The 14,565-nt window shown below is 72.0% G+C and carries 14 protein-coding genes; 1 reads left to right on the forward strand and 13 read right to left on the reverse strand.

The window, feature by feature from the left end; all coding sequences use genetic code 11:
• The 3 genes from ACH4S7_RS25620 to pyrR form a co-directional block, all read right to left on the reverse strand.
• Positions 1–1,287, reverse strand: a complete 1,287-nt coding sequence (locus tag ACH4S7_RS25620; protein ID WP_398523633.1) for a dihydroorotase — start codon at positions 1,285–1,287, stop codon at positions 1–3.
• Between the two features lie 2 nt (positions 1,288–1,289).
• Positions 1,290–2,270, reverse strand: coding sequence for an aspartate carbamoyltransferase catalytic subunit (locus ACH4S7_RS25625; protein ID WP_398523634.1), 981 nt, complete (start codon positions 2,268–2,270; stop codon positions 1,290–1,292).
• Between the two features lie 158 nt (positions 2,271–2,428).
• Positions 2,429–3,016 carry a bifunctional pyr operon transcriptional regulator/uracil phosphoribosyltransferase PyrR gene (gene pyrR / locus ACH4S7_RS25630; RefSeq protein WP_398523635.1) on the reverse strand — a complete coding sequence of 196 codons (588 nt, stop codon included), beginning with the start codon at positions 3,014–3,016 and terminating at the stop codon, positions 2,429–2,431.
• 224 nt (positions 3,017–3,240) lie between these two features.
• Between pyrR and bldD the strand changes: the two genes are divergently transcribed.
• Positions 3,241–3,741 carry a transcriptional regulator BldD gene (gene bldD / locus ACH4S7_RS25635; protein WP_398523636.1) on the forward strand — a complete coding sequence of 167 codons (501 nt, stop codon included), beginning with the start codon at positions 3,241–3,243 and terminating at the stop codon, positions 3,739–3,741.
• Positions 3,742–4,452: 711 nt separating this feature from the next.
• Here bldD and nusB read toward each other — a convergent pair.
• The 10 genes from nusB to mltG form a co-directional block, all read right to left on the reverse strand.
• Complete coding sequence (gene nusB, locus ACH4S7_RS25640; RefSeq protein WP_398523637.1) at positions 4,453–4,881, reverse strand: transcription antitermination factor NusB; 429 nt, start codon at positions 4,879–4,881, stop codon at positions 4,453–4,455.
• A 2-nt stretch (positions 4,882–4,883) separates the two neighbouring features.
• Positions 4,884–5,450: an elongation factor P gene (gene efp / locus ACH4S7_RS25645; RefSeq protein WP_398523638.1), complete on the reverse strand. Its 567-nt coding sequence runs from the start codon at positions 5,448–5,450 to the stop codon at positions 4,884–4,886.
• Between the two features lie 59 nt (positions 5,451–5,509).
• On the reverse strand, positions 5,510–6,613 hold the full coding sequence (locus tag ACH4S7_RS25650; RefSeq protein WP_398523639.1) for an aminopeptidase P family protein: 1,104 nt from the start codon (positions 6,611–6,613) through the stop codon (positions 5,510–5,512).
• Between the two features lie 208 nt (positions 6,614–6,821).
• The gene (locus ACH4S7_RS25655; RefSeq protein WP_398523640.1) at positions 6,822–7,880 is read right to left on the reverse strand and encodes an AAA family ATPase; all 1,059 of its coding nucleotides are present in this window, start codon (positions 7,878–7,880) and stop codon (positions 6,822–6,824) included.
• A 200-nt stretch (positions 7,881–8,080) separates the two neighbouring features.
• Entirely contained in the window at positions 8,081–8,521 is a 441-nt protein-coding gene (aroQ, locus tag ACH4S7_RS25660; RefSeq protein WP_398523641.1) for a type II 3-dehydroquinate dehydratase, read from the reverse strand.
• Entirely contained in the window at positions 8,518–9,612 is a 1,095-nt protein-coding gene (gene aroB, locus ACH4S7_RS25665) for a 3-dehydroquinate synthase (RefSeq protein WP_398523642.1), read from the reverse strand. The genes aroQ and aroB overlap by 4 nt, the downstream gene beginning before the upstream one ends.
• Positions 9,609–10,124, reverse strand: coding sequence for a shikimate kinase (locus ACH4S7_RS25670; RefSeq protein WP_398523643.1), 516 nt, complete (start codon positions 10,122–10,124; stop codon positions 9,609–9,611). Before ACH4S7_RS25670 ends, aroB begins: the two co-directional genes overlap by 4 nt.
• Positions 10,121–11,305 (reverse strand): chorismate synthase, encoded by a 1,185-nt coding sequence (gene aroC / locus ACH4S7_RS25675; protein ID WP_398523644.1) that lies wholly within the window; start codon positions 11,303–11,305, stop codon positions 10,121–10,123. Before aroC ends, ACH4S7_RS25670 begins: the two co-directional genes overlap by 4 nt.
• 425 nt (positions 11,306–11,730) lie before the next feature.
• On the reverse strand, positions 11,731–12,564 hold the full coding sequence (locus ACH4S7_RS25680; protein WP_398523645.1) for a shikimate dehydrogenase: 834 nt from the start codon (positions 12,562–12,564) through the stop codon (positions 11,731–11,733).
• Positions 12,561–14,507 carry an endolytic transglycosylase MltG gene (mltG, locus tag ACH4S7_RS25685; RefSeq protein WP_398523646.1) on the reverse strand — a complete coding sequence of 649 codons (1,947 nt, stop codon included), beginning with the start codon at positions 14,505–14,507 and terminating at the stop codon, positions 12,561–12,563. The genes ACH4S7_RS25680 and mltG overlap by 4 nt, the downstream gene beginning before the upstream one ends.
• Positions 14,508–14,565: the final 58 nt, after the last annotated feature.

Genomic DNA, 14,565 nt, shown 5'->3' on the forward strand with positions numbered 1-14,565 from the left:
TCACGCGAGTTTCCCGTCGACGACCGTTGCCCGGCCCCGCAGGAAGGTGTGGGTGACGCGTCCCGGCAGCTCACGGCCCTCGTAGGGGGTGTTGCGGCTGCGGGAGGCGAAGCCCGCGGGGTCCACCGCTCCACGGTATGCCGGATCCACCAGCGTCAGGTTGGCGGGCTCGCCCACCGCAATCGGGCGGCCGTGGCCGGACAGCCTGCCGATCCGCGCCGGGCGGAAGGACATCCGGTCGGCGACGCCGGCCCAGTCCAGCAGACCGGTCTCGACCATCGTCTCCTGGACGACGGAGAGCGCGGTCTCCAGACCGACCATGCCCATGGCCGCCGCGCCCCACTCGCAGTCCTTGTCCTCGTGCGGGTGCGGGGCGTGGTCGGTGGCGACGCAGTCGATGGTGCCGTCGGCGAGCGCCTCGCGCAGGGCCAGTACGTCGGCCTGGGTGCGCAGCGGCGGGTTCACCTTGTAGACGGGGTTGTAGCTGCGGACCAGCTCGTCGGTGAGGAGGAGGTGGTGCGGGGTGACCTCGGCGGTGACGTTCCACCCCTTGGACTTGGCCCAGCGGACGATCTCGACGGAGCCGGCCGTGGAGAGGTGACAGATGTGCACCCGGGAGTCGACGTGGGCGGCGAGGAGGACATCGCGGGCGATGATCGACTCCTCGGCGACGGCGGGCCAGCCGCCGAGGCCCAGCTCGGCGGAGACGACGCCCTCGTTCATCTGGGCGCCCTCGGTGAGCCGGGGCTCCTGGGCGTGCTGGGCGACGACACCGTCGAACGCCTTCACGTACTCCAGCGCGCGGCGCATGATCACGGCGTCGTCCACGCACTTGCCGTCGTCGGAGAAGACCTTCACCCGGGCGGCGGAGTCGTGCATCGCGCCCAGCTCGGCGAGCTGCTTGCCCTCCAGGCCGACGGTGACGGCGCCGACGGGCTGGACGTCGCAGTAGCCGGACTCCTTGCCGAGCCGGTAGACCTGCTCGACCACGCCGGCGGTGTCGGCGACGGGGAAGGTGTTGGCCATCGCGTGCACGGCGGTGAATCCGCCGACGGCGGCGGCCTTGGTGCCGGTGAGGACGGTTTCGGAGTCCTCCCGGCCGGGCTCGCGCAGATGGGTGTGGAGGTCCACCAGACCGGGGAGCAGAACGCTGCCCCCGGCCTCGATCACCGTCGCGTCGCCCGCCGGGATCGCCTCGCCGATCTCGGCGACGGTCTCGCCGTCGATCAGCACGTCCCGCGTCTCGCCGCCGAGCACCTTCGCGCCACGGATAAGAATCTTGCTCATGGTTACTTGGTCTCCTCGGTACGGGCGGGGGTAACGGCGGGCTCGGCGCCGCCCAGCAGCAGGTACAGGACGGCCATCCGGATGGAGACACCGTTGGCGACCTGCTCGACCACGGTGCAGCGGTCGGAGTCGGCGACCTCGGCCGTGATCTCCATGCCGCGGTTCATCGGGCCGGGGTGCATCACGATGGCGTGCTCCGGCATCCGTGCCATCCGCTCGCCGTTCAGTCCGTAGCGGCGGGCGTACTCGCGCTCGGTGGGGAAGAAGGCGTCGCTCATCCGCTCGCGCTGGACGCGCAGCATCATCACGGCGTCGGACTTGGGGAGCACCTCGTCCAGGTTGTACGAGACCTCACAGGGCCAGCTCTCGACGCCGACGGGCACCAGGGTCGGCGGGGCCACGAGGGTGACCTCGGCGCCGAGGGTGTGCAGCAGCAGGACGTTGGAGCGGGCGACCCGGCTGTGCAGGATGTCGCCGACGACGGTGATCCGGCGGCCGTCGAGGTCGCGGCCGATGCCCGCGTCGTGGCCGACGAGGCGGCGGCGCATGGTGAACGCGTCGAGCAGGGCCTGGGTGGGGTGCTCATGGGTGCCGTCACCGGCGTTGACGACGGCGCCGTCGATCCAGCCGGAGTTCGCCAGCCGGTAGGGGGCGCCGGAGGCGTGGTGGCGGATGACGACGGCGTCCGCGCCCATCGCCTCCAGGGTCAGCGCGGTGTCCTTGAGCGATTCGCCCTTGGAGACCGACGAGCCCTTGGCGGAGAAGTTGATGACGTCGGCGGAGAGCCGCTTGGCGGCGGCCTCGAACGAGATCCGGGTCCTGGTCGAGTCCTCGAAGAAGAGGTTGACGACGGTACGGCCCCGGAGGGTGGGCAGCTTCTTGATCGGCCGGTCGGCGACGCGGGCCATTTCCTCGGCGGTGTCGAGGATGAGGACGGCGTCGTCACGGGTGAGGTCGGCGGCCGAGATGAGGTGATGCTTCATCTGGGGGGCTCCGGTGTGTCGGCAGGGTCAGCGGTCGGAGTGCGGGGGCTCGCGCCGTCGCCGCCCGGTCGGCCGGGCTCCCCGCTGGGGGCTCGGTGGGCATACGGGCGCGCGGGACCCGCGGGCTGGTGGCGGGGGGCCGTACGGGAAGGGGGTCGCTAGCGCTCGGTGGCGAGCGCGGCACCCGGGGCGGCCTCGCGCAGACCGAGCAGCACGGTGTCGCGACCGTCCTCCTCGGCGAGCTGGACCTTGACCGTCTCCCGCAGCGAGGTGGGGAGGTTCTTGCCCACGTAGTCGGCGCGGATGGGCAGTTCGCGGTGGCCCCGGTCGACGAGGACCGCGAGCTGTACGGCGCGCGGGCGGCCGATGTCGCCGAGCGCGTCGAGGGCGGCGCGGATGGTCCGGCCGGAGAAGAGCACATCGTCGACGAGCACGACCAGGCGGCCGTCGACGCCCTCACCGGGGATGTCGGTGCGGGCCAGCGCGCGGGCGGGCCGCAGGCGCAGGTCGTCGCGGTACATGGTGATGTCGAGCGAGCCGACCGGCATCACACGGCCGGTGATCTCTTCGAGCTTCTCGGCGAGCCTGCGGGCGAGGAAGACGCCGCGGGTCGGGATGCCGAGGAGAACCACGTCGTCGGCGCCCTTGGCGCGTTCGACGATCTCGTGGGCGATGCGGGTCAGTACCCGCGCGATGTCGGGTGCCTCAAGAACGGCACGGGCAACATCGGGATTGTCGGTGTCCATAAGAAACGGACCTCCTTCTCCGCCTCACGGGACGGACCTTAAAGGACGTCGGATTTGCGTCATCCACCGTATCAGGCCCCGCTCCGCACGCCGACCCGGCCCGCGCGCCGGACGACCACGGTCCGGATCATGACAACCGACCGGTCCGGACCATTCGGCTTGACGCATCCAAGTAACGCTGCGTAACCTCACAGTGAGTTACCAGACTTCGTCCGGGGAGCTATATGTCCAGCGAATACGCAAAGCAGCTCGGGGCCAAGCTCCGCGCCATCCGCACGCAGCAGGGGCTGTCCCTCCACGGTGTGGAAGAGAAGTCCCAGGGCCGCTGGAAGGCCGTTGTGGTCGGGTCGTACGAGCGCGGCGACCGCGCCGTGACCGTGCAGCGGCTGGCCGAGCTGGCCGATTTCTACGGGGTCCCGGTGCAGGAACTGCTGCCCGGCACCACGCCTGGCGGGGCCGCCGAGCCGCCGCCGAAGCTCGTGCTGGACCTGGAGCGGCTGGCGCATGTGCCGGCCGAGAAGGCGGGTCCGCTCCAGCGGTACGCCGCCACGATCCAGTCCCAGCGCGGCGACTACAACGGCAAGGTGCTGTCGATCCGCCAGGACGACCTGCGCACCCTCGCGGTCATCTACGACCAGTCGCCGTCGGTCCTGACCGAGCAGCTCATCAGCTGGGGCGTGCTGGACGCGGACGCGCGCCGCGCGGTCACACACGAGGACGTCTGAAGCCTCACAACGCCGTCTCCGCTTGAGGAGAAACGTCACATCGAGGGTCTTTCGTTTGGATCAGGCTGGATCAGTGAGCCCAGCAAGATCCAAACGAGAGGCCCTAGGGGCGGACCCGGACGACCGGGTCCGCCCCTTCTGTGTTTCCCCAGGACCCCGGGGTCCTGATGCCTCGGGGATGCCGTCGAACGAGCGTGCGCACCAGGGCGCGGCGGTCGGACAGGACGTCGTGGCACAGCCCCCGGAGAGCGGCCGTCACCCGCGCGGAGCAGTGCGGTCATACCGGTTGCCGAGCGACCCTCCCGTACCGCCGTCACAGGCCGTACGGTCGGGCAGGAGGGCGCCGCGCCGGCCTGGGGGCCCCGGGTGTCCCCCGGAACCGCCACCAGCTCCTACGGCCGGTGTACGCCGCCCCGGAGTCTCCCCCGCGACCTCTCCCGGCCGGGGAGCCACGGGCGGGAGAGCCGTACGGCGGTCACCCGATTCGCCCCGTACTCCCGTCCGCCGGGAAATCTCCGCCACCGGCCTGCGCCGTTCGGGTCCCCCGACCGCCCTGACCGGCCACGGGGAGTGGCGTCCCGCTCCGGTCACGCCGCTCCAGGCGCCCTCGGCGGCTCCGGGAACGCCATCGGCCCGGCCCGGAGGACGAGGTGTCCTCCGGGCCGGGCCGGTGCCGTGCGGGCGGCGGCGGGGTTCCTCCCACCGGCGCGACTAGTCGCGGCGCAGACTCGGCTTGAGCTCCTTGAAGCGGCCGAGCAGACCGTTGACGAACGAGGGGGACTCGGCCGTGGAGAACTCCTTGGCGAGCTGCACCGCCTCGTCGATGACCACCGCGTCGGGAGTCCCGTCCACCCAGACCAGTTCGTACGCGCCGAGCCGGATGATGTTCCGGTCGACGACCGGCATCCGGTCGAGGTCCCAGTCGACCGCGTACGTGACGATCAGCTCGTCGATGCGGTCCGCGTACTCCGCGTACCCCTCGACCAGCTCCATCGTGTACTCGGTGACCGGAGGCTGCCGGGTGTCGGTCCGTGAGTGCCGGATCCAGTCGGCGAGGACCGTCTGCACGGTCGTCCCGCGCTGGTCGGCCTCGAAGAGGATCTGGAAGGCGCGCTTACGGGCCTTGTTGCGGGCGGCCACGGTTAGCTGTTCACCCGGCTGAGGTAGTCGCCGGAGCGGGTGTCGACCTTGATCTTCTCGCCAGTGGTGATGAAGAGCGGGACCTGGACGGTGAAGCCGGTCTCCAGCGTCGCCGGCTTGGTGCCACCGGTGGAGCGGTCGCCCTGGACGCCGGGCTCGGTCTCCTGGATGACCAGCTCGACGGCGGCGGGCAGCTCCACGTAGAGCACCTCACCCACGTGGGTGGCGACGGTGGCCGTGAAGCCCTCGATCAGGAAGTTCGCGGCGTCACCGACGGCGGGGCGCGCGACATGCAGCTGGTCGTACGTCTGCATGTCCATGAAGACGAAGTAGTCGCCGTCCATGTACGAGAACTGCATGTCGCGGCGGTCGACGGTGGCCGTCTCGACCTTCACGCCGGCGTTGAACGTCTTGTCGACGATCTTGCCGGAGAGCACGTTCTTGAGCTTGGTGCGCACGAATGCCGGGCCCTTGCCGGGCTTGACGTGCTGGAACTCGACGACGGACCAGAGCTGGTCGTTGTCGAGCTTGAGCACCATGCCGTTCTTGAGGTCGTTCGTGGAAGCCACGGTTGCGGAATCTCCTGGACTGACGCTGGTGGACGACCGGGGGGCTACGGCGTACGCGCTCAGAGCGCGAGCAGCTCCTTGGTCGTGATGGTGAGTAGCTCGGGTCCGCCGTCCGCCTCCTGGCGTACGACGAGCGTGTCATCGATCCGGACGCCGCCCCGGCCCGGGAGGTGGACCCCCGGTTCGACGGTGACCGGCACGCAAGCGTCCAGTTTACCCATGGCTGCCGGGGCCAACTGCGGGTCCTCGTTGATTTCGAGGCCGACCCCGTGTCCGGTGAGCGGCGCGAGGCCCTCGCCGTGGCCCGCGGCGTCCAGGATCTGGCGGGCCGCACGGTCCACGTCGCGGCAGGCGGCGCCCGGCAGCAGAGCCTCGCGCGCGGCCCGTTGAGCGGCGAAGACCAGGTCGTACAGCTCGATCTGCCACTCCGCCGGACTCGTACCGATGACGAACGTCCGGCCGATCTCACAACGGTAGCCACGGTACTCCGCACCGACACGGACAGTGAGGAAATCTCCCTCCTCGACCCGCCGGTCGGTGGGCCGGTGGCCGCGGCGCCCCGAGTTCGGGCCGGTGGCGACGGAGGTGGCGAAGGCGGGTCCGTCGGCGCCGTGGTCGATGAGCCGGCGTTCCAGCTCCAGGGCGAGATGCCGCTCGGTGCGGCCCACCAGGATGGACTCCAGCAACTCGCCGAGGGCCTGATCGGTGATCTCGGCGGCGATGCGGAGGCAGGCGATCTCCTCCTCGTCCTTCACGATCCGCTGCTGTTCGACGGCGAGACCGAGATCGGCGATGCGCAGCCGGGACGCGACCGACCGGATGGCGCGGTGCCGGGCGACCGTGAGGTGGTGTTCCTCGACGGCGAGCGAGTCGGCGCCGGCCGTCCGGGCCAGTTCGGCGGCGGCCACCGCGGGATCGCCGGCCGAGGTCGGCAGGGCCGTCAGCCGTAGCTGTTCGTCGGGGCGGCCGTCGGCGGTGTCGCCGGGGGAACGGGGGCAGAGCAGCACATCGTCGACCGGACCGAGGAGCAGTACGGCCCCGAGGGGCGCACCGCCCGCGAGATAGCGCACATTAGCGGGCCGGGAGACCAGGGCCGCTGCGCTGCCGGTGGCCGCGCAGCGGTCGCGCAGACGGGCGCGGCGGAGACCGAACACCTCTGACATGGTCCGAGCGTACGAGCGGGTGGGCGGGACGGCCCGGCCAGCGCGTCCGACCGGGGCGGGGGCCGCGGCGGGGCCTGTCCGGGGCGGCCGGTACGCGCGGGTGGCCGCGAACCGCGATCCGGCAGCGGGCGGGCGGGGAGTGGCGGGCAGCAGGCGGCGGACAGGGAGCAGCAGGTGGCGGGCGGGGAGTGGCGGGCAGCAGGTGGGGCTACCAGCTCAGGGGGCTGGAGATGGAGCGGGCCAGCACATCGTCCAGCACCCGGGCCGTCGTCTCCACGTCGTACCCGGAATTGTCGATGATCGGCAGACCCGAGCCGTACCACCCGGCCATCCGGCCGTGGATGGTCGCGACCTCCTCGTCCGAGAGCCGTCGGTTCCCACTGCGCCCGGCGTTGCGCTCCAGCACGATCTCCAGGCCGGGGAGGAGGACGACCGGCAGCAGACCGGGGCCGACATGGCGCTTCCAGCCGCCGAGGCCGACGACGGGCCGGTCCGGGAAGACGGCGTCGTCGAGGATGCAGGAGATGTTGTTCGCGAGGAAATTGCGGGCGGCGAAACCGCAGGTGCGGCGGGCGAGGCGGTACTGCGCCTCGGAGTGGTCGTTCCAGCCCGTCTGGGGATCGGCGAAGCCGGAGCGGACCCACTCGCGGACATCGTCCAGGCTGATGTGGGCGGTGGGCACCCGGCGACGGGTGGCCCAGTGCCGGGCGACGGTCGTCTTGCCCGCGCCGGCCGGGCCGATCAGCAGAACGGCGAGGATGGCGGCGCCGGTGCCGCTGTCGGCCGGCGGTGGCGCGGGGAGGCCCACCGGGGCTCCCGGGGGGAGCTGCACATAACCCGTCGTTTCGCGGGCGTCGCGGGCGTCACGCGGCGCGACGGGGTGGTGGTGAGGCGGCTGGGGAGGGTGTGGCACGGCGCCCGGGGTGGTCCAGCCGGACGCGGGCCCGGTGCCGGACATCTGCCGCGGCGGTGCGGGGGGCGCGGGCGGGCCGGGGGGAACAGGCGGCCCGGGAGGAACCGGCGGGCCGGGAGGCGCTGGCGGAACCGGCGGCCCGGGAGGCACGGGCGGGACCGGTGGCTCCGGAGGCACGGGCGGGCCGGCCGGACCGCCGCTGGGACCTCCCGGTGGCGGCGGATACCGGTCCCCCGATGAACCCGGGCGGTGATCTGCCGTGGGGGCCGGCTGACCGCCGCCCTCCGACCCTCCGGCCGGTCCCCGCCCCGGGCCAGGGGGCGGCGGCAGCGGAGCCCCCACTGCGTGCTCCATCCGGTGCCCACTCCGTCTCGTACGACTGACGCCGATCGGGCGACAGCTCGACCGCCCGTGTCCTCGAACGGTACCCCGAAGCCGCGCGGCCACGCGGCCGCGCGGCCATGTCGCCCAACGTCCCGGCCGTCACGGGGTGAACGGCCGGCAGGCGCCCGAAGTGCCCCCCGCCGGCGCGGTGATGCGGGCGGGGGGCGGCGTCAGGCGGAGAGTTCCTCGGCCAGCGCGCGCAGGGCGAGCCGGTAGGAGCCGATGCCGAAGCCCGCGATCGTGCCGCTGGCAACAGCGGCGACCACCGAGGTGTGCCGGAACGCCTCACGCGCGTACGGATTGGAGATGTGCACCTCGATCAGCGGGGCGGTGCGCTGGGCCGCCGCGTCCCGCACCCCGTACGAGTAGTGCGTGAACGCGGCGGGGTTGAGCACCACCGGGATCGCGCCGTCCGCCGCCTCGTGGAGCCAGCGGATCAGTTCGCCCTCGTCATTGGTCTCCCGGACCTCCACGTCCAGGTCCAACTCCTTGCCGAGCGCCTGACAGCTCTCCACCAGACCGGCGTACGAGGTCGCCCCGTAGACATCGGGCTCGCGGGAGCCGAGCCGCCCCAGATTGGGGCCGTTGAGCACCAGCACCCGGCGGGTCACTCGGACACCTCCCCGTACGCGGCGAGCAGCACGGCCGGGTCGGGGCCCTCCAGCACGGTCGGCCTGCCGAGACCGTCGAGGACGATGAAGCGGAGCAGATTGCCCCGGGACTTCTTGTCGACCTTCATGGTCTCCAGCAGCTTGGGCCACTGGTCGCCCCGGTAGGTCAGCGGCAGTCCGACCGACTTCAGCACGGCCCGGTGCCGGTCGGCCGTGGTGTCGTCCAGCCGGCCGGCCAGCCGGCCGAGTTCGGCGGCGAAGACCATGCCGATGGAGACGGCGGCGCCGTGCCGCCACTTGTACCGCTCGTTCTTCTCGATGGCGTGGGCGAGGGTGTGCCCGTAGTTGAGGATCTCGCGCCGGCCGGACTCCTTGAGATCGCCGGAGACGACCTCCGCCTTGACCCGGATGGCGCGTTCGATCAGCTCGGCGGTGTGCGGACCGGACGGCGTCCGCGCGCCCTCCGGATCGGCCTCGATCAGATCGAGGATCACCGGGTCGGCGATGAAACCGGCCTTGATGATCTCGGCCAGGCCACTGACGTAGTCATGGACGCCGAGCGAGTCCAGCGCGGCCAGGTCACAGAGCACACCGGCCGGCGGGTGGAAGGCGCCGACCAGGTTCTTGCCCTCGGCCGTGTTGATGCCGGTCTTGCCGCCGACCGCCGCGTCCACCATGCCGAGCACGGTCGTCGGCACGGCGATCCAGCGCACTCCGCGCAGCCAGGTCGCCGCCACGAAGCCGGCGACGTCGGTGGTGGCGCCGCCGCCGACACCGACGATCACGTCGCTGCGGGTGAAGCCGGTCTGGCCGAGCGCCTTCCAGCAGTACGCGGCGACCTCGACGGTCTTGGACTCCTCGGCGTTCGGGAGCTGGATCGCGATGGCCTCGTACCCCTGGGCGGCGAGGTCCTCACGGATCGCCTCCCCGGTCCCGGCGAGCGCCTCGGGGTGCAGCACCGCGACCCGTCGTCCGGCCCCGCCGATCAGCCCGGGAAGCTCGTCGAGGAGCTGCCTGCCCACCAGGACCTCGTACGGGTCGGTGCCTTCCGACCCGCCGACCTGGATACGGGTCACAGTCCGATCGGTCATACCTTGTTCAGCTCCAAAGCGTCGAGCACCGCCTGGGCGACCTCTTCTGGGGTGCGTTCGTCGGTGGCCACGGTCACCCGGGCCACCTCGGTGTACAGCGGACGGCGCGCGTCCATCAGCTCCCGCCACTGGCGGCGCGGGTTGATGGCGAGCAGCGGCCGGGCCTGGTTGAGACCGACGCGCCGGACCGCCTCCTCCACCTCCAGGGAGAGGTAGACCACGGGCAGTCCGGTCAGCAGCGCGCGGGTCTCCGCGTCCAGGACCGCGCCGCCGCCGAGGGCGAGCACACCGGTGTGCCCGGCGACCGCCTCCCGGACGGCCGCGCGCTCCAGCTCGCGGAAGTGCGGCTCGCCCTCTTCGACGAAGAGGTCCGCGATCTCACGGCCCTGGGCGGCGACGATATCGGCGTCGGTGTCCCGGTAGGCCACCTGGAGCCGCTGGGCGAGCAGTTCGCCGACCGTGGACTTGCCCGATCCCATGGGCCCGACCAGGACGATCAGTGGGCCGCTCACCGAATGTGCAGATTGTCGAGGTAGGAACGGACGTTGCGGCGGGTCTCCACCACATTGTCGCCACCGAACTTCTCGGCGACCGCGTCCGCGAGGATCAGCGCGACCATCGCCTCGGCCACGATGCCCGCGGCGGGCACCGCAGCGACGTCGGAGCGCTGGTGGTGGGCGGCGGCGGCCTCGCCGGTGGTGATGTCGACGGTGGCCAGCGCCTTCGGCACGGTCGCGATGGGCTTCATCGCCGCCCGCACCCGCAGCAGTTCACCGGTGGACATGCCGCCTTCGGTGCCGCCGGCGCGGCCGGTGGTGCGGCGCAGGCCCTCATCGGTGGCCACGATCTCGTCATGGGCCTGCGAGCCCGGCACCCGCGCCAGACCGAAGCCGTCGCCGATCTCGACGCCCTTGATGGCCTGGATGCCCATCAGGGCGCCCGCGAGCCGGGAGTCGAGCCGTCGGTCCCAGTGGCCGTACGAGCCGAGGCCGACCGGCACGCCGTAGGCCAGCACCTCGACCACACCGCCGAGGGTGTCAGCGTCCTTGTGGGCCTGGTCGATCTCCGCGACCATCGCCTTGCTGGCGTCCGCGTCGAGGCAGCGCACCGGGTCGGCGTCCAGCTTCGCCACATCGGCGGGCGTGGGGTAGACGCCGTACGGGGCCTTGGCGCCGGCCAGCTCCACCACATGGGAGACGATCTCGATGCCGGCCGTCTCCTTGAGGTAGGAGCGGGCCACGGCACCCAGCGCGACACGCGCGGCGGTCTCCCGGGCGCTGGCGCGCTCCAGGACCGGCCGGGCCTCGTCCAGTCCGTACTTCTGCATCCCGGCCAGGTCGGCGTGGCCGGGGCGGGGACGGGTCAGCGGGGCGTTACGGGCGAGCGCGGCCAGCTCGTCGAGGTCGACGGGGTCGGCCGCCATGACCTTCTCCCACTTCGGCCACTCGCTGTTGCCCACCATGATCGCGACCGGCGACCCCATGGTCAGCCCGTGCCGTACGCCACCGAGGAAGGTCACCTCGTCGCGCTCGAACTTCATCCGGGCGCCGCGGCCGTAGCCCAGCCGGCGCCGGGCCAGGTGGTCCGCCACCATCTCCGTGGTGATCGGCACACCGGCGGGAAGACCCTCCAGCGTCGCCACCAGTGCGGGGCCGTGCGACTCCCCCGCTGTCAGCCAACGCAACCTGCTCAACGGTGCTCCTCCTGATCGCGCCCGGAACTACGGCGGCGCGACCGGGTGCGCGGCCCTGGTCCGCCTGGTCCGATCCTCCCATGTCCGAGAACGGAAGCGGCCTCCGGTCCAGCAGACGGACGGCGGCGGGAGCGGCGGGAGGAGCTTCCGGAAGGCCCCGCTCCGAGGTGTCCCCGGGCAGCCCGCGACCGCCGTGTCCCCGCCTCGCCACACGGGAACGGGCGTCCGGCACCCGCACGGGAGCACGGCCGGAAGCGCGGCGGCGAGGCCGCTGTCCGGCCGCCCGGGCGGGAGGATCAGGTGTCATGGAATCGTAATCACGGCGTCACAGACGGCCCGGCCGGGGCCCACTGCACGGCCCCGAAGGGCCCCGCACCCGCGCCACCGTCCGGTACCGGGGACGCGGCGTGGCCGGGCCGGGAGTGCTACCGGCCGCGGAGCGCCCGCTCCCCCGCCGCCCGCATCACGGCCAGCGGAGCCGGGGCACAGCCGGTCATCGACTCGACCTGGAGGACCGCCTGGTGCACCAGCAGGTCGAGACCGCCCACGACGGCCCCGCCCCGCGCCGACCAGGAGGCCGCGAGCGCCGTGGGCCACGGCTCGTACAGCACGTCGAAGAGCGTGCCGGGCCGCTCCGGCACCCCGGCCGCCAGGCCGTCGGTGCTCCCGGCCGGCGTCGTGGCGATCACCAGCGGCGCGCTCAGCGCCTCGGCGGCCCTGCCCCACTCCTCGGTCCGCACCTCGATCCCCAGCCGCCCACCCCAGCCGCGCATCTCCACGGCCCGGGCCTCCGTGCGCACATACGCGGTGACCGGGCCGGTGCAGATGCGGGCGAGCGCCGCGAGCGCCGATGACGCCGTCGCGCCCGCGCCGAGCACGGCCGCCGACTCCACCTTGTCGACACCGCGCTCCCGGAGGGCGGCGACCATGCCGGGGATGTCGGTGTTGTCGCCGACGAGACGGCCGTCCCCGGTGCGGAGCACGGTGTTGACCGCCTCCACCGACGCCGCCGTGTCACTGATCCCGTCGAGCGACGGGATGATCGCCCGTTTCAGCGGCATGGTCAGCGACAGCCCGGCCCAGGATCCGTCCAGCCGCTCCAGGAACTCCACCAGCGTGGTCTCGTCCACCTCGAACCGGTCGTACGACCAGTGGTCGAGGCCCAGCTCGGCGTAGGCCGCGCGGTGCAGGACCGGGGAGAGGGAGTGGGCGATGGGCGATCCGAGGACCGCCGCGCGCCGTGTGGTCGTCTTGGTCACTGGTCCGACTTCTTCTGCTGTTCCAGATACTTCTGACGCGCCCGCTCGTGCTCCTCGTTGGTCGCCGAGAAGACCGTGTCGTCCTCGGTGATCGACACGAAGTAGTACCAGGGGCCGGGCTTCGGGTTGAGCGACGAGGAGAAGGCGTCCAGACCGGGGTTTCCGATCGGCCCCGGCGGTAGACCCGTGTTCCGGTACGTGTTGTACGGGTGCTTGATCGTGCGCAGCTTGTCGACCGAACCGATGGCCAGCTTGCTCTCGCCCCTGAAGTAATTGACGGTGGAGTCGAACTCCAGCCGGCCGACCGTCTCGATGTTGTCGGGCTTGAGACGGTTGTAGACGACCCGGGCGACCTTGTCGAAGTCATCCTGGGACTTGCCCTCGGCCTGGACGAGGCTGGCGACGGTCAGCAACTGGAGCGGGGAGTCGAGCCCCTGCTTCCGGGCCTCGGCCGCGAGATTCGCCTTGTCGAACTCCCGGGTCGCCTCGGCGACCATCTTCTTCAGGATGGCCTCGGGCTTCATCCCCTTGGCGACGGGGTAGGTGGCCGGGAACAGGAAGCCTTCCAGCGGGTCCATGAGCCCCTTGGCATTGGCCCACGCCGGCAGTCCGAGGGTGTTCGCCTTCGCCTTGGCGACGGCCGCGGTGGTGCCCTTCTTGAGGTCGAGGCGCTTGTCGATCTCCTTGTAGACCGTGATGTTGCGCGAGCCGGGGATGACCAGCAGGTTGTTGCGGCTCTTCGGGTCGAGCATCAGCTTGACCGCGTTGCCGCCCGACATGCCCTCGGCGAGGGTGTAGACACCCGCCGAGATGGCCTTGCCGTCGGCGGCCGAGACGAAGGCGCCGGCGCTCTTGACGACGCCCGCCTTCTTCAGGATGTCGCCGATTTCCTGGAGCACCGCGCCCCTGGGGACCTCGACCTGGACGGAGCCGCTGCCGACACCGGAGTAGTCCTCGGGGGCGCCGAACTTGCCCTCCCAGAACTGGTAGCCGAAGTAGCTGACACCGCCGACACCGCCGACGAGGACCAGGGAGACGAAGAGACAGGCGAAGCCATTGCGGCTCTTCTTCTTGCCCTTGCCCCGGCGGTCACCACCACCGCCGTCGCCACCGCGGCGGCGGGGCTCGCGCGCGTCGTCACCGTCGGCGGCGTCGGGGCCGTCCTCGCCGGTGAAGAAGGGGTGCTGCTCGTCGCCGGCGGCCTCTGCCTCGGCCTCCCAGGGCGTGGGCTCCGGCTCGGCGCGGCGCCGGCTCGGCGGCTCCGGCGGCGGATACGCCTCGGGGGTGGCGTAGTAGTCGGCCTCCTGCTGGCTGTTGTAGCCGGGGGGCGCTCCGCCGTAGCCGTCGGCCGGGGTCCCGCCGTACGGCATCGCGGTCTGCTGGCCCGTGTCCCAGCCACCGTTGTACTGCTGCGGGTCCTGGCCGGGCTGCTGTCCCTGCTGGCCGGGCTGCTGCTGGGGATGCTGCTGGCCTTGTTGTCCGGGGTGGCCGGGCTGCTGTCCCTGCTGGGGATGGTGTCCCTGCTGAGCCGCACCCTGGCCGTCGAAACCCTGCCCAGGGTGCCCCGTGTACGGCTGACCGTCCTGCCCGTGGGGACCGCCCTGACCGTGCTGGTCCGGCTGACCGTGCTGGGCGGCCTGCGCGTACTGCCCGGACTGATCGTGCTGCCCGTACGGCTGGCCCTGCTGCCCGCCCTGCCCGTACGACTGCGCACCCTGCTGACCTGTCTGGTCCTGCTGACCCCCGTACGGCTGCTGGCCGTCGTACTGCTGGCCGTACTGCTGCTGGTACGGGTCCTGCGCCGGGTACTGCTGCTGCGGGTACTGGCCGCCGTAGGGGGCGTGGCCGTTCGCGGCCTGCTGTCCGTCCCATCCCTGGTCACCGTAGAGAGGGTCATCGGGATGCCACGGTTCGGAGCCGGGGCCCCGGCCATAATCAGTCATCGATCCCCTAGGGCCGCGAATGGGGCGGTGTGACCGCCCTCGCCATGTGCTGTGCGGC

It is taken from the genome of Streptomyces sp. NPDC020965, assembly GCF_044333555.1.
Classification (GTDB): domain Bacteria; phylum Actinomycetota; class Actinomycetes; order Streptomycetales; family Streptomycetaceae; genus Streptomyces.